Annotated in this window: 18 protein-coding genes; 17 read left to right on the top strand and 1 reads right to left on the bottom strand. The window is 63.4% G+C overall.

What is annotated here, in order from left to right:
- Nucleotides 1-30: 30 nt before the first annotated feature.
- Nucleotides 31-672 carry a hypothetical protein gene (locus AC5P57_RS18045; protein ID WP_495219710.1) on the top strand — a complete coding sequence of 214 codons (642 nt, stop codon included), beginning with the start codon at nucleotides 31-33 and terminating at the stop codon, nucleotides 670-672.
- Between the two features lie 359 nt (nucleotides 673-1,031).
- On the opposite strand, the gene AC5P57_RS18040 is transcribed toward AC5P57_RS18045, so the two are convergent.
- Complete coding sequence (locus AC5P57_RS18040; protein WP_495219709.1) at nucleotides 1,032-1,313, bottom strand: hypothetical protein; 282 nt, start codon at nucleotides 1,311-1,313, stop codon at nucleotides 1,032-1,034.
- A 124-nt stretch (nucleotides 1,314-1,437) separates the two neighbouring features.
- Here AC5P57_RS18040 and AC5P57_RS18035 point away from each other — a divergent pair, with 124 nt between their 5' ends.
- The 16 genes from AC5P57_RS18035 to terL all read left to right on the top strand — a co-directional run bounded on the left by AC5P57_RS18035 (nucleotide 1,438) and on the right by terL (nucleotide 19,690).
- Nucleotides 1,438-1,833, top strand: a complete 396-nt coding sequence (locus AC5P57_RS18035; RefSeq protein WP_495219708.1) for a hypothetical protein — start codon at nucleotides 1,438-1,440, stop codon at nucleotides 1,831-1,833.
- 3 nt (nucleotides 1,834-1,836) lie between these two features.
- A complete protein-coding gene (locus tag AC5P57_RS18030; RefSeq protein ID WP_414488447.1) occupies nucleotides 1,837-2,184 on the top strand; it encodes a hypothetical protein in 348 nt (115 codons plus the stop codon).
- A gap of 234 nt (nucleotides 2,185-2,418) precedes the next feature.
- On the top strand, nucleotides 2,419-4,020 hold the full coding sequence (locus AC5P57_RS18025) for a portal protein (protein WP_495219707.1): 1,602 nt from the start codon (nucleotides 2,419-2,421) through the stop codon (nucleotides 4,018-4,020).
- On the top strand, nucleotides 4,017-4,250 hold the full coding sequence (locus AC5P57_RS18020) for a Bbp19 family protein (protein WP_495219706.1): 234 nt from the start codon (nucleotides 4,017-4,019) through the stop codon (nucleotides 4,248-4,250). The genes AC5P57_RS18025 and AC5P57_RS18020 overlap by 4 nt, the downstream gene beginning before the upstream one ends.
- Nucleotides 4,243-5,061: a hypothetical protein gene (locus AC5P57_RS18015; protein WP_495219705.1), complete on the top strand. Its 819-nt coding sequence runs from the start codon at nucleotides 4,243-4,245 to the stop codon at nucleotides 5,059-5,061. Before AC5P57_RS18020 ends, AC5P57_RS18015 begins: the two co-directional genes overlap by 8 nt.
- A gap of 382 nt (nucleotides 5,062-5,443) precedes the next feature.
- Nucleotides 5,444-6,307 (top strand): phage capsid protein, encoded by an 864-nt coding sequence (locus AC5P57_RS18010; RefSeq protein WP_495219704.1) that lies wholly within the window; start codon nucleotides 5,444-5,446, stop codon nucleotides 6,305-6,307.
- A 65-nt stretch (nucleotides 6,308-6,372) separates the two neighbouring features.
- Nucleotides 6,373-6,891 (top strand): hypothetical protein, encoded by a 519-nt coding sequence (locus tag AC5P57_RS18005; protein WP_495219703.1) that lies wholly within the window; start codon nucleotides 6,373-6,375, stop codon nucleotides 6,889-6,891.
- 79 nt (nucleotides 6,892-6,970) lie between these two features.
- Entirely contained in the window at nucleotides 6,971-7,585 is a 615-nt protein-coding gene (locus tag AC5P57_RS18000) for a phage connector family protein (protein ID WP_495219702.1), read from the top strand.
- Nucleotides 7,582-9,795, top strand: coding sequence for a phage tail protein (locus tag AC5P57_RS17995; RefSeq protein ID WP_495219700.1), 2,214 nt, complete (start codon nucleotides 7,582-7,584; stop codon nucleotides 9,793-9,795). Before AC5P57_RS18000 ends, AC5P57_RS17995 begins: the two co-directional genes overlap by 4 nt.
- Nucleotides 9,792-10,238, top strand: a complete 447-nt coding sequence (locus AC5P57_RS17990) for a GNAT family N-acetyltransferase (RefSeq protein WP_495219699.1) — start codon at nucleotides 9,792-9,794, stop codon at nucleotides 10,236-10,238. Before AC5P57_RS17995 ends, AC5P57_RS17990 begins: the two co-directional genes overlap by 4 nt.
- A gap of 3 nt (nucleotides 10,239-10,241) precedes the next feature.
- Nucleotides 10,242-10,721: a hypothetical protein gene (locus AC5P57_RS17985; RefSeq protein WP_495219697.1), complete on the top strand. Its 480-nt coding sequence runs from the start codon at nucleotides 10,242-10,244 to the stop codon at nucleotides 10,719-10,721.
- A gap of 1 nt (nucleotide 10,722) precedes the next feature.
- Complete coding sequence (locus tag AC5P57_RS17980) at nucleotides 10,723-12,822, top strand: coiled-coil domain-containing protein (protein WP_495219696.1); 2,100 nt, start codon at nucleotides 10,723-10,725, stop codon at nucleotides 12,820-12,822.
- Nucleotides 12,819-15,218, top strand: coding sequence for a lysozyme family protein (locus AC5P57_RS17975; RefSeq protein ID WP_495219695.1), 2,400 nt, complete (start codon nucleotides 12,819-12,821; stop codon nucleotides 15,216-15,218). The genes AC5P57_RS17980 and AC5P57_RS17975 overlap by 4 nt, the downstream gene beginning before the upstream one ends.
- Complete coding sequence (locus AC5P57_RS17970; RefSeq protein ID WP_495219694.1) at nucleotides 15,218-17,713, top strand: hypothetical protein; 2,496 nt, start codon at nucleotides 15,218-15,220, stop codon at nucleotides 17,711-17,713. Before AC5P57_RS17975 ends, AC5P57_RS17970 begins: the two co-directional genes overlap by 1 nt.
- Nucleotides 17,713-18,036, top strand: coding sequence for a hypothetical protein (locus AC5P57_RS17965; RefSeq protein ID WP_495219693.1), 324 nt, complete (start codon nucleotides 17,713-17,715; stop codon nucleotides 18,034-18,036). The genes AC5P57_RS17970 and AC5P57_RS17965 overlap by 1 nt, the downstream gene beginning before the upstream one ends.
- Complete coding sequence (gene terL / locus AC5P57_RS17960) at nucleotides 18,026-19,690, top strand: phage terminase large subunit (RefSeq protein WP_495219692.1); 1,665 nt, start codon at nucleotides 18,026-18,028, stop codon at nucleotides 19,688-19,690. Before AC5P57_RS17965 ends, terL begins: the two co-directional genes overlap by 11 nt.
- The last annotated feature ends 9 nt before the right edge of the window (nucleotides 19,691-19,699 follow it).

Below are 19,699 nucleotides of genomic sequence, written 5' to 3'. Positions count from 1 at the left end.
TCCTGCAGCCGTGCAGCTCGCGGGACGTGGATGGACGTACAGGAGTTGCTGCGGGCTCAGGAAGCTCGCGGCATCTGCCTACTTCCCCTGCGACGCATCGCCGAGGAGGTGGAAGCGCCTCTCGCCATCGTGGAGGAGCTGGCATTCGCTGGCGTCCTCTGTGGATCTGATAGCGATGGCGCGTCGTTCTCGTGGGCGCCTACGCATGCTGGCAAGCGCGGCAACCCTGTGCAGCTGGTGACAGTGGATTCCGGCGCATGTTGGTACTGCCCGGCGATAGTGGTCGCGGATCACAGCAGCCGGTTGAAGTCGAAGGCCACCCGCAAGTGGCTTTCTTCGATCAGCAACGGCAAGGGCGCATCGACACCATTCACTGGCAATGGTGAAGCGAAAGAACGCAGCATCAATGTTTGGTCTGATCCAGACGCATCGGCGCGAGTCTGTCTGTCGATGCGCCGGGCAGGCGTGAGGGGGTCCATCCCGAATCACCCCTCACTGCTGGCAGCGATAGCCGAGGGCGGCACTGCGCGAATGTTCGATGAGGCGGCGAGAGAGGCTGCACTCAACGGCAAGGGATTCGTTTGGGCAGTGGCCCAGGTGAGAGCGCGATTGGAGGGCGCGGCTCGGTCCGCCTCGCGCGCGCGCGCGTTTGTCGGCGAGGTGGGGGAGTGATTCCATTCGGTACATATGGGGGCGCGTATGGTGAGGATTGAGGCGCTGGAGGGTCGCGTCGATTGGTTCCGCCTGCTGGATGACCTGTCCAGGCGCGGCGTTTCAATGGGCGGAGTGGCTGCCTACATTGGCGTTCCGCGCTCCACGATAGTGGGCTGGAAGCAGGGAGCCGAACCGAAGTATCGCGACGGGGAGTTGCTGCTCGACCTGTGGATAGCAAAGACCGGGCAGAGCCGACACGAGGCTCCGAGGACGTAATCCGTCCGTGCGGTACTGGTGGTGTTGCGTATGGATGATGGGGTGGCGATCCACCACCCAACCGGGAACCGTCCCCCATAAGGAGGACGGTTGTCGGCACGTCAGCGCTGAGCCGGATGGAACTTGTGGTCTCTGACGCCGTTGAGGATTGCGGTTGCCGTCAGGCTGAACCCGTGTTCCGCCATCCGCAGAAGGTGTGCCGGCAGCTTTGCCTCCTGCAGCCGCGTGCTGAGCTGGGCCTTGCCGATTTCGTTGTTCTGCCGCAGGAGTTCAGTGAGGGCGACCAGATCTCCTCTCTGGTGAGTTCCGATAAGGGTCAGGAGAGCCCGCTCCTGGGCAACGTCCCGACCGATGAGGCGAGCCAAGTATTCCTGTTCTTCCATGGTCAAAGCACAATCCTCCGCTCTTGGGTGAGCAGGAATCGTACCTGCTACCCGGAAGAAAGTCGGGAACCCGCATGGTTGGCCTGCCCACACTGGCATCACACCCCAGTGCAGGAACCAAACCATGCCCGCGCCCGACCTCAAGCCCCGCGTTCCCGGCGAGGCCCCGACCGTTGAAACCGCCGCTGCCGATGCTGGCGCGCAGGACTCTGGCGCCGCCGCCGACCCGAAGGCCGAACTCCGCGCCGAGCTGGAGGCCATCGTCTCGCTCAACGCCCCGGACGTGATCGGCGCCCTGCCGACGATGAATCGTGACGAGCTGGCGCTGCTGCGTGAGCTGGAGACCGCAGGCAAGGGCCGGGTGAGCGTCCTGGGCGCTGTCGATGAGGCGCTGAGCGCTGGCGATCAGGCTGCACCCAAGGCGCCGACGAATTCCGCCGTCACCTCAGCAGACACCGCAGACCGGCCCGTTCTGACCGATGCGGGCTGGGTTGTGCCTGAGCCGAAGCCGAAGGGCTGAGCCATGTGCGGCAATAAGGCCAAGATCCTCGACCCGGCTGGGCTGCTGACTGGCAAGAACGCCAAGTATGCCGACCCCCTGGGCATCACCAAGACCGCTATCGGCGACCCGACCGGCGACCTACGAAAGGAGCGCTCGCGGCTCGCTGCCCAGGTCGAGGCCGACCGCAAGGCGCAGGAGGACGCCAAGAACGTTCTCCCTCGCGCCCGCAACCTGGCCGCGCTGAACGCCGCTGATGCGACCGAGGCGTCCCTCAACTCCCGCCTCAAGCGCCGCAGCGCCTTTGCTGTGAGCCTCCTGGGGCAAGGTTCCACCCCGCAGTCGCTGCTTGCCAGCGGCAACAGGAGCTGACGCTATGTGCGGATCCAAGAAGCAGCCCAAGGTTGTCGAGCGTGACCTCGTGGCGGAACAGCGCGCCGCCGAGGCCACCGCAGCATCGGAGGCGAACCTTGCGCTTGCCGGACGCCGCCGCCGCCGCCGCGAGAGTAGCCTCCTGACTCTGGGCGCCGATGGCCTGATTGGCGGAAGCAATGCCCCGTCGCTCCTGGCAAGCGCTCAGGGTCGCTCGACTCTCGGGGGCGCATGATGAACGCCGGTCGCATCTGCAAGCGCCTGTCAGAACTCAAGAGCCGCCGCAGCTCGCATGAGCCCGTGTGGCGTGACTGCTTCGAGATGACCTATCCGCTGCGTGCCCATGGCTTCAACGGGAACGTTGTGGACGCGCAGCAGGCGCAGAACCAGAAGGCCCGCATCCTCGATTCGACCGGCACCGACGCAACCCGCATCCTGGCATCGGCCATCATGTCGGGGCTCACCCCGGCAAACTCCCGGTGGTTTGAGCTGGACGTTGATGGCGAGACGACTGAGGACAAGCGGTATCTCGACAACGCCGCCGAGACGATCTGGCTCAACATTCACCAATCGAACTTCGACGCCGAGGCATTCGAGGCGTGCATCGACGCCGTGGCCGGAGGGTGGTTTGCCCTGTACGTGGAGGAAGACGCCGAGCGTGGCGGCTACTCGTTCGAGCAGTGGCCCATTGCCGGTGTCTATGTCACCAGCACTCGCCGCGACGGACTGATTGACACCTGCTACCGCGAGCATTCCATGCCCGCCGCTGCCGCCGCCGAGACGTTCGGGCTCAAGAACCTCAGCGAAGCGACACAGAAGCTGGTGAAGGACAAGCCTGACGAGCAGGTCTGTTTCATTCACGCCATCGAGCCCCGGATGCCCTATGTGGTTGGGGCCAAGATGGCAAAGAACCTGCCGTTCGGCTCCTACGTGGTCGAGGCCAAGAACAAGCACATGGTCCGCGAGTCGGGCTATCACGAGTTCCCGGTTATCGTCCCGCGTTGGCAGCGCATCCCCGATACCTCCTATGGCATCGGTCCTGTCTTCGACGCGCTTCCGGATATCCGGATGCTCAACGAGTTGAAGGCCCTGCAGCTGGCGTCCGCCGACGTTGCCATTGGCGGAATGTGGGTTGCCGAAGATGACGGCGTGTTCAACCCGCGTACCGCCAAGCTGGGCCCGCGCAAGATCCTGATTGCTAACAGCGTCGAGTCGATCAAGCCGCTCCAGACCGGCGCGAACTTCCAGCTGGCCGACTACTTGGTGACCGGCGCGCAGGCTTCGATTCGACGCGTGCTGATGGCCGACCAGCTGCAACCCCAGGACGGGCCACGGATGACGGCAACTGAGGTGCACGTCCGCGTGGAGATGATCCGCCAGCTGCTGGGGCCGATCTACGGGCGCCTGCAAGCTGAGTACCTGCGTCCGCTGATCGAGCGGTGCTTTGGCATCGCCTTCCGCGCTGGCGTCCTGGGCGATCCGCCCGAATCGCTCGCGGGGCGGGACTACTCGGTCCGCTACGTCTCACCAATGGCGCGCGCCCAGCGCCTGGAGGAAGTCACGGCGACACAGCGGCTGTACGAAAGTGCTTCCCTAATTGCGCAAGCGAAGGGCGGAGACATGTCCGTCTTTGACCGCCTGAACGATGACGCGGCGCTTGAAATCATCGGTGACGGCCTTGGCGTTCCCAGCAAGGTCATGCTGAGCGACGACGAGATGCAGGCTCGAATCGACGCGCGCCAGCAGGCCGCAGAACAGGCCAAACAGCAACAGTTGGGTGAGCAGGCAGTTGCCATGTCCGCCCAGGCACAGACCCAGCAGCAGGCAGCGGCATGAGTAGATCAACTGTCGAAGTGACGCCGGAAATGTACTCCCGCGTGTTCGAGAACCACGCCGAGGGCGCGCTGATCCTTGAGGACTTGGTGAAGCGCTTCCATCGCCCTGCCGAGCTATCTGGCGGTATCGACGCAATCCTCACCACCTATCACCGCGAGGGAGCCCGCTCCGTCGTGGATCACATTGTCAGGCAATGCAACTTTGCAAACGGAGTGGACCCGAATGAATGACGTAGTCAACCCGAATTCCAACGGCGACCAGGGCGGTGACGGCCAGAATGGCGGCGGCTCGCTGCTGAACCAGGGCGGGAGCCCGAATGACTGGCTGCCGGAGAAGTTCCGCACCGTGAAGGAAGGTGGGAGCGATCTGGATCTCGAAGCATCGGCCCGCAAGCTGGCGACCAGCTACGCCGAGCTGGAGAAGTCGCGCGGCGCGCCCGGCACCATGCCGAAGACTGCCGAGGAGTACCTGATCGAGGGCATGCCGGACGGCGTCAACATTGACGAGGTGAAGGCAGACCCGCTGTTCAAGGGCATTCTTGGCCGTGCCCATGAGGCTGGCATACCGCAGGAGCACGTCAACTTCTTCCTCAAGGAATATTTCGGCTTCGCGCCGGATCTCCTGGCGAGCAATGTTGCCGCTACCCAGGCGGAGGCTCGCGCGGAGCTGGGCAAGGTGTGGCCCGACGACCAGGCCATGCAGAAGAACCTGGGCCAAGCGATGCGGGCTGTCCAGGCATTCGCCGCAGAGGGCGACGCTGCCGGGAGTCTGCAGCGACTGCAGGACAAGTACGGCAACGATCCCGACTTCCTGCACTTCGCCGCTGCCGTTGGCGCCGAGCTGAGCGAGGACACCCCGATCAACGGCAGTCCGTCCGCCACGCAGGATTGGGACGCGAAGATCGCGGCCTTGCGCGCCGACCCGGCCTACAGCGACAAGAGCCACCCGCAGCACCGGCAGAAGGTCGATGAGGTAAGCGCTCTGTATCAGAAGCGCTACGGCACCAATGCCCGCCAGCTCGGCTCGTCGGCGGTCCGATGATCCGGGTGAGAATCGGCGGGCGCATGTCCCCGGAGGGCGCAGAGCGCGTCGCTCGGCTCAGGGCCAAGGCATGGTGCGTCGCTGCTTGGGGATTCGTCATCTATGCCGTGGCCTTCGCGGCAATGGTCCTTACGGAACTCATCACGCTGTTCCTCTGAGCCCCGCCTGAGCCCATGACAAGCCCCGCCAAGTGCGGGGCTTTTTCGTTGCGGCAAATAGTCGGGAATCCGACTGCGCAACAACCCAACACTGCGTGCATCTGGCCCGAGGTGGCTCTCGGACAACCAGCTTCGCCCGCGCACGTTGCCACGCGAACCGCACGGCCCCGCCAGGGATAACCGAGCAGGCACGAACACCCCTCTCATAACTTCGGAGTCATTCAATGAGCTTCCAGATCACCGAAGCGTTCGTGCAGCAGTTCGCCGACAACTTCAAGCACGTCGCCCAGCAGAACCAGTCCCGCCTTGAGCGCTGCGTCACCATCGAGAGCGGCATCGTTGGCATGTCCAAGACGGTCAACCGCCTGGGCAAGCGCAACGCACAGCGCCGCCTCGTTCGCCACGGCGACACCCCCATCAACGATCAGCCGCATTCCACCCGCTATGTGGACCTGGAGGATTGGGAAGACGGCGACATGATCGACCAGCTGGACAAGGTCCGCATGCTGGTGGACCCGACCAGCGATTACGTCAAGGCCATGGTCGCGGCGATGGGCCGCGCCAAGGATGACGTGATTATCGGCGCCATGGGCGGCGGCTCGCGTTCGACTCAGGGCAACATCCTACTCCCGGCCTCGCAGAAGATCGCGCTCAACGCCACCGGCCTGACGAAAGCCAAGATCATCCAGGCCAAGAAGCTGTTCCGCCAGAACGAGGCCGACGAGGAGAACGGCGAGGAGCTGTTCTTTGCCTACACCGCGCAGATGATGGCCGACGTTCTGGGCGACCCGAACATCACCACCGCCGATCAGACCACCGTGCAGATGATCCAGAACGGCACGATGAAGGGCCAGTGGATGGGCTTCACCTGGGTTCCGTCCGAGCGTCTGCCGCGTGCCGCTGGCACCGCCTTTGGCTACGCCTGGGCTAAGACCGGCGTCGCCCTGGGCATCGGCGAAGACACCACCACCGAGGTTGGCAAGGATCCGGGCAAGGGCTTCAACGTCCGCGTCTATGCCAAGCAGGCCATCGGCTCGGTCCGTGTCGAAGAGGAGAAGGTGGTCGAAATCGCCTGCGCGGACGCCTGATTCAACCAATGGGGTAGCGCACTGCTACCCCATCCCCTGATCCCTATCGATACGAGGTAAACACCATGGCAGTAGTTCAGAAGGGCAGCGCGGCGATCACCGCTCGCGACTCGGCCCCCTCGCAGACCAACTCGCAGCAGGCTTCCACCAAGGTGGCAACGGGCCGCGTGAAGGAATCCATCGGCGTCATTCCGGTGGCGAACGGCGACAGCGCAACCAGTGTGCTGCGCTTCTTCTCCATCCACTCCAGCTGGCGCGTCGGCGCGGTGCTGGTTTCGTGCACCGCCGTAACCGGTGCCGCAGCTGATATCGGCCTCTACAACCTGCCCAAGACTGCGGCCGGCGCTGTAGTGGATGCCGACTTCTTCGCTTCGGCGCAGGACCTGTCGGCCGCCCTGGATGCCACCAACGTCCTGCGTGAGTCGGGCTTGGTGACCGTCGAAAAGCTGGAATGGCCGATCTGGCGTCTGCTGGGCCTGGCCGCCGATCCGGGCCTGTACTACGACGTTGCGGCGACCCTGACCGCTGGCGCAACCGCCGCAGGTTTCATTGGCGTCAAGGGTCATTTCATCGACGGTAACTGATCGATATCGGGATTCCGGTATCGACAGGTAGCACCTGCCGGGGGCCGAGCGCCCCCGGCGTCTCAAGAGGCAGGCCGCGATGACAGAAACCGCCAATGCAGTAACCATCTGCTCTAACGCGCTGCTCTCTTTGGGAGACAGGCCAATCGCCAGCTTTGACGAGGGACAGGCGTCATACGGCGACCTTGATCGAGCGAAGCTCTGCGCCGCGCTCTATCCACAAGTGCGCAAGTCGGTACTCCGCAGCCACCCATGGAACTGCGCGATCCGGCGAGTACAGCTGTCGCCCGATGCCGTACGGCCTCCATTTGGCTTCACCAACCGGTTCCTCCTGCCGGGCGACTGGCTGCGGACATTGGCCGTTGGGGATCGGGGCGTTCGCATCGACTTCCGGGCGGAGGGCCGCTATCTGCTCAGTGATGCGGTGGTGTTCCCGCTGACCTACCTCGCCGACGTTCCGGAGAATACCTGGGACGCCATGCTGATCGACGTAATGACCTGCGCCATGGCCGCTCGGCTCGCGTATCCCATCACCAAGTCTGCGGCGATGATCGAGACGAAGACGGCTGAACTCCGCGCACTGATGCAGACGGCGCGTGCAGTTGACGGCCAGGACGATCCGCCTGAGACGCTGGGCGACTTCCCGCTGATGACGGCCCGCCTGGGCGGCTATGGCTGGGGGAGTTCGCGGTGAAGTTCACCACCATCAAGACCAACTTCACTGCCGGTGAGCTGAGCGAGCGCTTGGCGGGGCGGACAGATATCGACCGTTACCAGAACGGCGCGAAGAGACTGGAGAACGTGTTTGTCCTCGTGCAGGGTGGAGTTATTGGGCGCTATGGCCTGCGCTTCACCCAGCCTGCCAAGCATGGCGACAAGCACGCCCTGCTGGTGCCCTATGTGTTCAACCGCGATCAGGCATACATGTTGGAGATTGGGGACGCCTATCTGCGGGTGTTCCTGCAGAGCGGCGCCCAGGTTCAGCGTGAGACAACGCCGGGCGTGTTCGTCCCCTACGAGATCCAGACGGACTATGCCGAGGCCGACCTCGACTCCCTGGACTATGTTCAGAGCGGGGACACCATGTTCCTGTTCCATGAGAACTACCCGGTCCGTCGCCTGCGTCGTTTCGGCGATGCTGCGTGGGTGCTGGAGGATGTGCCGTGGGTAACTGTTCCATACGCCGAGGTGGGCCACCGCCCAGCCGTAAGCATCACCCTCGACAGCGCTGATCTGGGCCCTGGTCGCACCATCACCGCGAGCGGCGCGGCGTTCATGCCATCGGACGTTGGCCGAGAGATTGAGACGGAGGGCGGCCTTGCGCTCATCACCGCCTATACCAGCGGAACTGTCGTCACCGTGGACGTTCTGACTCCGTTCCCCGGACTCACGATCCCGGCTGGAGAGTGGATCATCAACGGCAGTCCGTTCACCACGCTGACGCCTACGTGGTCAGGTGGCACGGGCAACGAACAGCCAGCGGTGGGAGCGACCATCACTCTGACCCTGTCTGCGGGCGGCTGGCGCGCGGATGACGTTGGCAAGTGGGTTGACCTGAATGCTGGCCTTGTCCAGATCACGGCTGTCTCTTCGTCCACTGTGGCGACCGGGGAGCTGCGCAAGACCATGTCTGCTCTCGTGGCGGTGCCTGCTCAAGCGTGGCTCCTGATGGGGAATGCCTGGGGTGGAGGCAACGGCTATCCCCGGACCGGCACGTTCTACGAGCAGCGCCTGTGGACCGGAGGATCGCGCAAGTTCCCGCTCACCATGTGGGGTTCGCGCATCGGGGAGTATCTCGACTATGAGCTTGGCGCGGAGGCGGACGATGCAATCTCGCTCTCCGCTGCCAGCGAGCAACAGGATGCCATCACGCACATGACGGCGCTGGGCTCGCTGATCGCGCTCAGCGCTGGTGGCGCAGTAACCGCGCGCGGAACGGATGACTCCGCGATTGCACCCAACAACAAGAACAAGGTGAAGGCACAGCCAAACTTCGGCTGTAGCCGCGTCTCTCCGGAGCGCATCGGCAACGAATTGATGTATGTCCAGCGCGGTGGCCGCAAGATCCGGGCACTGTCGGCTGATCGCGTGGACGCGGACCAGTTCGCGGCACCGGATATCACGGTCCTTGCGGAACACATGTTCAAGAGCGGGATCACTCAGATGGCCTATCAGGTAGAGCCGGAGTCCTTCTTGTTCGCCTGTCTTGGAGATGGCCGGTTGGCCGTGTGCACCTTCGACAGGGATCAAGAGGTTATCGCCTGGGCCGCTCAATCCACCGTGGGGCGGTTTGACGCCGTCTCTGTCCTGCCGACTGAGGACGGCGCCCAGATTTGGGTGATCGTCATTCGCGAGGTCAACGGACAACAGGTCCGCTACGTGGAACGCTTCGACTCGAGCCTTTGCACCGACAGTGCGATCACCGGCACCAACCCGGCTGGCGCGACCGTGTGGGATGGCCTGGGCCACCTTGAGGGGCTTACGGTCAAGGTCAAAGCGGATGGCGTGGAGTTGAACGACAAGATCGTGGCTGGCGGCTCGATCACCACTGAGCGCCCAGCCAAGGCCATCGAAATTGGCCTCCCTTACACGCCGCGTGTGGAGCTGCTTCGTCCGGCCACCCAAACCCAGGAGGGGACGGGACAGGCTGGGGCAGTGAGCGTTTCCAAGATCGTCTGCCGGTTCCACGAGACAACCGGCGCAACGGTCAATGGGCAGACCCTCATGGGCCGCAAGACCGGCATTGGCGCTCTCGACAGGCCGCCGCCGCTGGTGACAGACGACGTGCCCATTTCCTCTCTCGGCTGGAACAACGGGGACTATCGGATCGTGATCGAGCAGCCTCAGCCGTATCCCTTCCACCTCCAGGCAGTCATCACAACTATTTCGGTGAACAACGGATGATCCGCTCAGCAAACCACTCCGATATCGGCGCATTGCTCGTGCTGGCTGAGGCCATGCACGCCGAGTCCAGCTATGCGCGCTTCCCGTTTGCCCCCGGCAAGCTGGCGACTCTCTTCCGTTCACTGATCGACGGCGCGGGTTGCCTGTTCGTCGCTGAGGATAATGGAGAGGCCATCGGGGTAGCCGCTGGCTACTGCGAGGACTTCTGGTTCGCCGACGCCAAGGTGGCAGGCGAGTTCGGCATCTACATTCGCCCGGAGAATCGCGGCACGCGCGCGGGCGTTGAGCTACTGCGCGCCTATGTTGGCTGGTGCAAGGAGGCAGGCGCTGACCTGATCCAAGCAGGCATCACCACTGGCGTGACCCTGCAGCGAACGGTCAGGCTCTACGAGAAGATCGGATTCGTCCAGACCGGGACCGTTCTCGAATACAAGGGGGACTGAGCCATGGGCGCTGCAGTAATTCCGGTCATTCAGTGGGGTGCCACGATCCTGGCGGCAGGTGCCGCTGTGCAACAGGGTATCGAGACCAAGAAGTACAACGACTATCTGGCAGACCAGGCTGAGGCCGACAAGCGCACTGCGCAGAGCGCTGCTGAGGTCGAGGCGATGCGCATCCGTAAGCAGCGGGACAAGGTGCGGGCGGACGCCATCGCTGAGCTTGCATCCTCTGGCGTGGACGTGAACAGCGATACCGCGCTGAGGATCGATCAGCAGATCGTCCGTGACTCCGAAGAGGATGCCTATCTGTCTCTCGCTGGCGGCGTGGACCGCGCCAACCGCCTGGATGCTGAGGCCCAGGGGTATCGAGTCAGTGGGCAGCAGGCCAGAAATGCCGGGTTCGTGAACGCTGGAGCATCGCTGCTCCGAGGCGCCAGCAACAACGGGCGCGGGTGGAAGAAGCCCGCCGCCTCAGGAGGCTACTGAGATGGCAAAGATCCCGACTGGAGGATTCGGGCACGGTGCGACGCAGGCCCCGGTTGTGCAGACGCGCGTGAGCGGCGCTGGCGTTGCCGCTGTTGCTGAGGCTGTCGGAAACCTGGGCCAAACCGGGATGGCCGTGGCTGATCGGGCGCAGTCGGTGGTTGAGCAGGAGGAGCGCCGCCAAAAGCAGGAAGCCGAAACCCTGGCGCGTGCCAAGGCGATGAATGCCCAGCTCGACTACGAGATTGCTGTTCAGGACGCTACCCTGCAGACCGAGGATGCAATCGCCACGGGCGGCCTCGATCACCGGCAGGCCGCCGAGGACTACTCGGCCAAGGTGGCACAGATTGAGCGCCCTTCCATTGATGGGCTTTCGCCGGATGCAAAGCTCGCCTATGAGCGCGGGACTACGCGGGCTGCGCATTCCGGACAGATGAAGGTTCAGCGCGCCGTTCAGGGCGCCCAGCGCTCCGAGCTGCGGGACCAGGTGACCTCCGGCCTGGACAAGCTGGGCAAGGTGGCTGGCATGCCGGGAGCGGATATAGCCGCCGTCAATCTGCGGGCGGAGCAGCTTGTCGGTGGCCTGGGGCGTCAGTCGGGATTGACTGATGCTCAGACCGGGAAGCTGCTGCAGGACTTCAAGGATCGCAACTGGACCACCCAAGCGACTCAGCGATCCATCTTCTCGCGGGAGAACCCTGAGGAGCTTGCAAAGCTGGAGCATGACCTGTCGGCGGCAGATGGGTTCTATGCAGACAAGCTCGACCCGGAGAAGCGCAACGCTCTGCTGTCCCAGGTGGTTACCCGGCAACAGACGCTGGTGGATCGGGCGGAGCGCGCTCAGGATCGGCTCGACGCCAAGGGGCAGCGCGTCATTGATCAGATCGACCGGCAGATCGCCAGCGGCGTCCCGGCCACCGCCGACATGTGGGCGAAGTGGGCCGACACCGTCAAGGGCACAACCGCCGCTGCTGAGTTCGACAACAGGGCCGAACAGGAGAAGGCGGTTCAGGCGATCCTGCGCCTGCCGCCAGACCAGCAGCAAGCGTACGTGCAGGCGGCTGAGTCCAAGTTGCTGACCGATGGCGGGAGCGTCGCCCAGAAGGCGAACCTCGACCGACTCAAGAACGCCGTCGAGACGAATCAGAAACAGCTGCTGGATTCCCCCTTGCTCTACAACGCCGCGCGGGAGGGCGGGGAGGTTGAGCCGTTGAAGATCCAGGCGCTCGCATCGCCCGCTGACGCCTGGGAAATCGGCTCTCAGCTCAATGACCGGATGGCGACCATTACCGGCATGCGCAAGCGCTTTGGGACTCAGGTTCCGGAGCGGCTGCTTCTGCCTCAAGAGGTCAAGATCCTGGCGGATACGCTCAAGAACTCGACCGCTGTCCAGCAAACCTCGATGCTTGGGCAGCTGCGGACTGCGACGATGGATGACAAGTTGTTCAACCGAGTCATGCAGCAGCTTGCGCCGGAGGAGCCGGTTGTTGCTTACGCGGGGATGCTGGCAACCAAGGAGCGTGCGAGCGTCACCACTGCCAAGCACTTTTTCAGCCCGAACGAGACAGTCGGCGCGCGCGACGTGGCCGCGACCATGCTTGAGGGAAACCGTCTCCTGCAGCAGAAGGGCGACAGCAAGTTCCCCGTCCCGGCTGACAAGGAGTTCCGCACCGCCTTCAATGATGCGACCGGGCAGCTGTTTGCGGGACGGCCAGGGGCAGCTGACGTTGCCATGCAGGCGGTCCGCGCCTACTACACGGGCAAGTCTTCGGCAGAGGGAGACCTCAGCGGAGAGGTTGACTCAACTCGGCTGCGGCAGGCGCTGCGCGCTTCGCTGGGCGAGGTGGTAGATATCAATGGCCGGGGCGAAGTACTGGCCCCGTGGGGCATGTCGGCAGCCGACTTTGAGGACCGAGCAGAGGCTTCATTCCTGGCAGCCGCGCGCGCCGCTGAGCTGCCGGATTCGACCGTCAACAACTTCGGCGCCTTCGGCCTTACCCAATCGGGCGAGAACACGTTCTTTGTCAAAAGCGGAATGTCCTACCTCTACAAGAAGGACGGAACGCCTCTGGTGATTCGGATCGACGGGAGCAGCCAGCCGTGAGCGTCTTTGAGATTGATGAGCAAGGCGGACTCGCTCTGAATGAGCAGGTCTCCCGCAATCCCCTGGACTTGTCCAAGGTCACCCCCGGCATGTTCTCTGGGTTCTTCTCCGCCGTTGGCGGCGGCATCATGCAGGGCGGCTCTCGCACGTTCACAACGGTTGCTCTCGCTGGTGCCCCTGTCGTCGGCGCTCGTGACAACTACCTTGATTCCTTCCGGACGCCGGAATCTGCTGCCCTGGCTCAGTCCCTTGGCATCAAGGCGGACCTCAGCAAGCCCGAGGTGAGTGGGCAGGAGTGGTATTTCCGGAACGTGGTCGAAGACGTTGGACAGGCGGCCACGGACTATTGGGCGCCCGATCCCGCACAGACTGGCGCCGCAGGTCGCATCGCTGGCGGCCTGGCACAAATTGCGATCCCGCTTGCTGCTGCTGGCGGCAACCCTGCGCTGCTGGCCGGTAACGAGGGCATTGAGGCTCCGGCTGGACTGGTAAAGCAGGGTGTCGATGCTGGCGCGGCCATCCAGTTCGGCGCCGTCTCAGCTGGTGCGACCATGTTGGGATTCAAGATTCCGGCCAGCTTCGGAACCACGCTGCTGCAGAGGATCGGCACGGGCGCTGCGGCGAACCTGGCAGTAGGAACGGCCACCGCCGTAGCGCAGCAGGCGGTGCTTGAGTCTGCTGGCAATGCTGAGATTGCCAAGGCATATAGCCCCCTGAACCTTGAGGCTCGGGCTGTTGATGTGCTGACAGGCGCTGCCTTCGGTGGCATCGCACACCTGCAGGCCGGTCCAAAGCCGACCAGTGCTGATCGCGACGCGGTGCTGACCGTGTCGAACGCCAAGCACATGCAGGTTGATACCGCGCCCGGCCTGCCCCGTGACGAGGCATCCAGCGGCGCTCACCAGACCGCCCTTGCGTCTGCTATGGCCTCGATCCTGCGTGGCGAGCAGGTCAGCGTCGCCGATGTGATCCAGTCCGCCGAGTTCCTTCCCACGCGTAGGGCTGGCGTTCCGAGTGATCTGGCCGCCAACTACGAGTTTGGCCCGGCCCGGTACGAAGCCTACCGCCGCGCCCTAGAATCTGGGTTCCGCGCAGATGCCACCAATTCGAGCAGCAGCGCCACCGGCATCGATCAGTTCACCGCAGGCACCTGGCGCCGCATCGTCGCCCAGGCCAAGCCGGATTGGGCTAACGGCTTGAATGACAACCAGCTGCTGGCAGCGCGAAAGGATCCGGCGAAGTCCGGTGAAATGGCCCGCGCTCTGGATGCACAGAACACCGCCGCGCTGGAGACGGCTGGACTCGACGTGTCCGCGCACAACCTCTATGCCGCCCACCACTTTGGCGAGGAGCGAGGGGTCGCCTTTGCGCGCGCCTCCGACGACACCCCCATGTCGCGGATCCTGTCCAAGGCCCAGCTCGATGCAAACCCTTACCTCAAGGGGAAGACCAAGGGCGATGCCATCGCCAATTGGGATCAGCGGGCGTCGCGCATGGGCATTGATGCGCCGCCAGTGGTCCGGATGCTTGCAAGCGCGGCTCCCGAGGCAACACCTTCTGCCGCGTCGCTGCTGCCCACCACACCGGCAGAGGCCGCTCAGGTGGTTGAGCAGAGGCTGTCCACCCTGGACGAACTGTCCCAGCAAGGGAGGCTAAGTCAGGAAGAGGTTGCCGCCTACCGGCAGGAGGACGCCGCCCTTGTCGAGACCATCCGGCGACAGGAGCAGCTGACGCGGGACAGCATCGTTCCTGCGGACCCCCGCGAGCGGATCAGCCGCGAGGAGTTCGATGCTCTGAGCGCCCGGCGTGTCGAGATCCGGCAGGCGCTGGAGCGGTCCGACGCCGCCAAGGGGTATGAGGCGGTGGCAAAGCAGCTGCGTTCCCGGCTAGATCGCGTGGATGCAGACTCCGACCTCATCGCCTTTGCAGATCGAATCAGCGGCAGGGATCAGATGACTGCCACCCCGGCACGCCCGGTGCTGCCTGACAACGGCTCCACCCCGGCCATGGAAGTTCCGTCCCGCGCGACATCGCGACAGGCAGCTGCCCAGCAGGGGCCGGATTGGATGAGCCCAGGAGCCTTGGACAGCCGGCCGTCCCCAGCTCGTGCCGAGTCGGCGCGCGATCAATCAGCCGCCGCTGCCGATTCCGGCGCAGCCCCGCAGGCCGCAGTGTCGCGCATTCCGGCAGGCAGGGAGCCGGGCAGCCCTGACATTGCCCAGCAGGCAGCAGTTGAGGCCGTTGCGATCAATCCCGACCTGCAAGTGACCTTGGAGGACGGAACCGTCGTCACCGCCGCCGAGGCACTGGCCCGTGCCGATGCTGACCTCGCACAGGCCGAAATCGACTCCCGTGGCTTTGCAGCCGCTGTTACCTGCGCATTGAGGTTTGCCTGATGAGATCCGAATGTATCGACGCGGTAAGTGCAGCCATTGGCCGCAAGCTCAACGCTGCGGAGGTTCAGGGCATTGAGGCACGGATCAGCCGTCACATGCGGCAGAACTCTGTTCGCGATCCCCAGGCGCAGCTTGCCCGTTCACCCGAGCAGCGACTCACAGAAGCCGCGAGGACTGCGGCCCAGGAGCTGGTGAACGAGGCGGCCAAGAAGAAGCAGCGCGTCGCCCTGACGATCCTCGCCCATGATCGGGTGCAGAACCACCTTGCACAGTTCGCCGACAAGTTCGACGGGCTGGATCGCATGGTTGCGTTCCATGCAGATGGCAAGGGCAACGCCTTATCCGTTGAGACTCGCGCGCGCGCCATCGAGCGAGACGCGCTCCGTCAGATGCTCGACACTCTGGAGGCGACCAATCCGAAGTTCTTCGGCCTGATCGAGAATCCGGAAGGGGTGGGGAATCTGGTACGTGAGCTGCACGGCCAATCCACTGGCGATGCTGACGCCGCCGCTGGCGCCAAGGTGTTCCACGGAATTACCACCGCTCTGCGTGAGCGCTTCAACCGCTCGGGTGGCGATGTGGGGCAGCTCGATGATTGGGGCATGCCGCATCACCATTCCCAATCATTGGTGGCGAAGGCTGGCCGGGCGCAATGGGTTCAGGACGTTCTGCCACTTCTGGACCGGCGTCGGTACATGAACGAGGACGGCAGCCGGATGACCGACGTGGAGGTTGGCGAGTTCCTGGATCATGCCTGGGTCAGCATCGCCACTGGCGGCGTCAACAAGCTGGAGCCGGGCCGTGGCGGGGTTGGCGGCGGCATGCGTGCCAACCGGGGCAACGAGTCCCGTCAGGTCCATTTCCGCGACGGCGAGGCGTATCTGCAGTATCAGCAGCGCTATGGCGAGCGCTCCCTGTATGAGGTGCTGACGGGCCACATTTCCGGGGTATCCAAGGATATCGCCTTGGTCGAGGCGTTCGGACCGAACCCGGATCTTGCGTTCCGTCTGTTCCGCGACAAGGCGCTGCAGGAGCAAGCGTTGCTTGATCCGAACGCGTCCGGACGCCTGGAGAAGCGTGCGATCACGTCGGAGAACCTCTACAACCAGGTTGCTGGCCGTACGCAGCCTGTTGCTTCGCGCTGGCTGGCCGAGACGTTCGACACGCTGCGGAGCTGGCTTACCGCATCGCGGCTTGGCTCGGCGGTGATTACCTCCTTCTCCGACGATGCAACCATGTACCTGTCGGCACATGTGAACAACCTCCCGGCGATGAGGCTGTTTGCCAACGAGCTGGCAGCACTCAACCCCGCCAACCAGATGGAAAAGCGGATGGCCCTGCGCGCGGGCCTTGCGATGAACACGCTCCTCTCATCGCTGAATCGCTTTGGCAACGACAGTCTGGTGAGTTCTTTCTCCAACAAGCTCGCTGGCGTGACTCTGCGGGCCAGTGGTCTGAACGCCCTCACTGAGGCCAGGAAGCGAGCCTATGGCGTCACCTTCATGCACGCTCTTGGTTCCGTTGTGCGGGATCACCCAACCCTCAAGGCTATCGATGCCGCAGACAACCGGATCCTGCTTTCCAAGGGGATCACCGACGCCGACTATTCCGTGTGGAAGCTGGCGGCGCTGGAGGATTGGGGCGGCGGGAACGACACCATGCTTACGCCGGACGCCATCTATCGGATTCCCGATGCGGCACTTGCCAGCATGGGCGACCCGGCCACGTTGCGACAGAACGCGGCGACCCGCTTGCTGGGCGTCGTGCTTGAAGAGACCGATGTTGCTGTGATCGAGCCGGGCGCGAAAGAGCGCGCCATGATGATGACTGGCTTGCAGCGAGGGACGTGGAAAGGCGAACTGACCCGTTCGTTCTTCCTTTTCAAGTCCTTCCCCATCGCCATGATGACCCGGCACATTCAGCGCGGTTGGTCGATGCCGACCGGCACGGGCAAGGCGGCCTATCTCTCTACCCTCATTGCCTCGACCACGGTAATGGGAGCGGTGTCGATGCAGATCAGCGACATGCTCGCAGGGCGTGACCCCCGAGACGTGACCGATCCACGGTTCGGAATCGCCGCCATGCTCAAGGGCGGCTCGCTCGGCCTATATGGGGACTTCCTGTTCTCTGAGTCATCGCGCTATGGGCAATCGCCATTCGCTGCCGCCCTGGGGCCTGTTGCCGGTCTTGCGGAGGACGTTCTTAAGCTGACGCAGGGGAACCTGATGGAAGCCGCCCAGGGCAAGGACACGAACGCTGGCGCTGAGGCCGTCCGGTTCGTGAAGGGTAATACCCCAGGTGCCAACCTTTGGTATGCCAAGGGTGCGCTTGACCACCTCATCTTCCACCAGCTGCAGGAGTATTTCTCGCCGGGCTACCTCCGCAAGATGAAGCGCCGCAGTGAGAAGGAGTTTGGACAGAAGTATTGGTGGGAGCCGGGCGAGCCGGTGCCGGAACGCGCGCCTGACCTCACCGCAATGGCAGGAGAGCAGTGATGAGAGATGACCAGCGCAAGCGCCTGCAGGACGTGTCCGAATCCCTCGCGGAGGTGGCTATCCGTGACGCTGACCCGTCCAACTGGACAGCGTTCGATAAGCCCCTGTGCGACATGAGCAAGGATGAGCGGGGTGATGCTGCATGGTGCAGGAAGACCGCTGTTCAATCGGTCGCTCTGCTGTGCCGCCTACAGCAGCTGCTGAGGGATACGGGGGCGCCTGGAGGCGGCGATAAGGATCCCGACCCGGAGGCAGAAATCAAGGCCGCAGAGCGCGAGGCAAGCAGGCTCCTTGAGCGCATCGGGGCGAAGAATGTTGCCTGATCGAATTCGCATCAAACCGCGAATTTCGTTCCTCGCGTTCTTCGCAATGTGGGCAAACCGGATGGGCTGGGAAATCCCAGACCTGCACGTCCGAGTTTGCATCTTTCTTGAGCAGGCCTGGATTGGTTCCAATCCGCTGCTCCTGCTAATGCTGCCGCGCGGTCATGCGAAGTCCACGATCCTTGAGGTGTTCAATGCCTGGATTTACTACTGCTGGGGGCTGACGCGAATCCTGCACCAGTCCGAATCAGACGGGACGGCGTTGAAGACAAGCCGAGGCACGCAGAACGTGCTGAGGAACCACCCTCTGACAGCTGACTTGCTGCCCGCTGGCATCGGCACCGTCGAACAGTGGTGGGTCAAAGGAGCGATGGAGAATGACGCCCGCAACGCGAGTATGTACGCCAGGGGCATCCTATCCAACACAACAAGCTCCCGTGCGGACTTCATCCAGAACGACGATATCGAGGTTCCCGGCAATATCGGAACTCCGGATGCGAGAGCGAAGCTTCGCTTCCGCCTGGGCGAGCAGGTCTTCATTGCTGTCCCCAAAGCGCCCAAACTCTACATTGGCACTCCGCACACTCATGATTCAATTTACGAAGACGTGAAGCGCCAAGGTGCTGTCAGCATGGTGGTCCGTATGTTCCAGCAGGAGTACCGAATCGAGAAGGCTGAGCGTGGTCGCCATGACGTTGGCTTCCACGCTGAGTACGTCTTCATGGGTATAGGTGAGACTGCGCGCCTCCTGACGGAGGGAATTGACTACAAGTTAGAAGGTTCTGTGCTTGTGCTGGAGAACCCTGGCGGGGCACTGATCGACTGCTACGCGGGAGCGGCATGGCCTGAACGCTTTGATCGCGAAGATATGCAGATACGGCGGCAGCAGACCCGCACTATCGGCGAATGGGACTCTCAGTATCAGCTACATGCCAAGCCTGTCACAGAGGTCCGTCTCGATCCGAGTCGCATCGTTCCCTATCAAGACGAGCCCACAATTCGGAAGGCCAACGGCGATACGGCAATGTTCCTTGGCTCCGTCCAGATCGCAGGCGGCGCCATCCGTTGGGATCCTTCAAGCGGAAAGCTCCGCTCCGATATATCGGCTGCGGCCCTGGTGCTGCAGGACATTTATGGACGCAGATACCTCCACCGCATCGCACAGCTCACCGGAGAGGTGCTTGAGACCAGCGATGACGGGATGCGGATCATCGGCGGACAGGTGTGGCAGCTCTGCGACTTGGTGGATCAATTCGGCATAACCAGCATTTCGGTCGAAACCAACGGCATCGGTGGATTCGCCCCGGCGTCACTGAAAGCGGCTCTCAAACAGCGGCGGCTCCGCTGCGGCGTCAAGGAGGTGACATCCTCCGCCAACAAGAACAAGCGGATCCTTGAAGCCTGGGAGCCGCTTCTCAAGTCCAATGGGCAGCTTTGGGGGCACGTAGATGTGCTGAGAGGCCCTTTCTGGGATCAGGCGAAGGATTGGAAGGCCGACGTTTCAAATCAGCCGGATGACCTGTTGGATGCGGGTGCGGGAGCGCTGACCAGCACTCCAGAGCGGATCCACAAAATTGTCGGGAACCCGCATATCCCGGACCGCGAACATTGGGGCACCAGCGCTGGAGTCTTCGAGGTTCCATTCGAGCGCTGAACGCCAACC

This window comes from Stenotrophomonas sp. YJH_SMC_79, assembly GCF_059367995.1.
Note: the sequence above shows the minus strand (reverse complement) of the source record. Positions and strands in the feature narration are given on the sequence as shown.

Coding starts and splice junctions, on each gene's coding strand:
- AC5P57_RS18045 (WP_495219710.1), top strand. CDS start 31: ATGGACGTACAGGAGTTGCTGCGGGCTCAGGAAGCTCGCGGCATCTGC.
- AC5P57_RS18040 (WP_495219709.1), bottom strand. CDS start 1,313: ATGGAAGAACAGGAATACTTGGCTCGCCTCATCGGTCGGGACGTTGCC.
- AC5P57_RS18035 (WP_495219708.1), top strand. CDS start 1,438: ATGCCCGCGCCCGACCTCAAGCCCCGCGTTCCCGGCGAGGCCCCGACC.
- AC5P57_RS18030 (WP_414488447.1), top strand. CDS start 1,837: ATGTGCGGCAATAAGGCCAAGATCCTCGACCCGGCTGGGCTGCTGACT.
- AC5P57_RS18025 (WP_495219707.1), top strand. CDS start 2,419: ATGAACGCCGGTCGCATCTGCAAGCGCCTGTCAGAACTCAAGAGCCGC.
- AC5P57_RS18020 (WP_495219706.1), top strand. CDS start 4,017: ATGAGTAGATCAACTGTCGAAGTGACGCCGGAAATGTACTCCCGCGTG.
- AC5P57_RS18015 (WP_495219705.1), top strand. CDS start 4,243: ATGAATGACGTAGTCAACCCGAATTCCAACGGCGACCAGGGCGGTGAC.
- AC5P57_RS18010 (WP_495219704.1), top strand. CDS start 5,444: ATGAGCTTCCAGATCACCGAAGCGTTCGTGCAGCAGTTCGCCGACAAC.
- AC5P57_RS18005 (WP_495219703.1), top strand. CDS start 6,373: ATGGCAGTAGTTCAGAAGGGCAGCGCGGCGATCACCGCTCGCGACTCG.
- AC5P57_RS18000 (WP_495219702.1), top strand. CDS start 6,971: ATGACAGAAACCGCCAATGCAGTAACCATCTGCTCTAACGCGCTGCTC.
- AC5P57_RS17990 (WP_495219699.1), top strand. CDS start 9,792: ATGATCCGCTCAGCAAACCACTCCGATATCGGCGCATTGCTCGTGCTG.
- AC5P57_RS17985 (WP_495219697.1), top strand. CDS start 10,242: ATGGGCGCTGCAGTAATTCCGGTCATTCAGTGGGGTGCCACGATCCTG.
- AC5P57_RS17980 (WP_495219696.1), top strand. CDS start 10,723: ATGGCAAAGATCCCGACTGGAGGATTCGGGCACGGTGCGACGCAGGCC.
- AC5P57_RS17970 (WP_495219694.1), top strand. CDS start 15,218: ATGAGATCCGAATGTATCGACGCGGTAAGTGCAGCCATTGGCCGCAAG.
- AC5P57_RS17965 (WP_495219693.1), top strand. CDS start 17,713: ATGAGAGATGACCAGCGCAAGCGCCTGCAGGACGTGTCCGAATCCCTC.
- terL (WP_495219692.1), top strand. CDS start 18,026: ATGTTGCCTGATCGAATTCGCATCAAACCGCGAATTTCGTTCCTCGCG.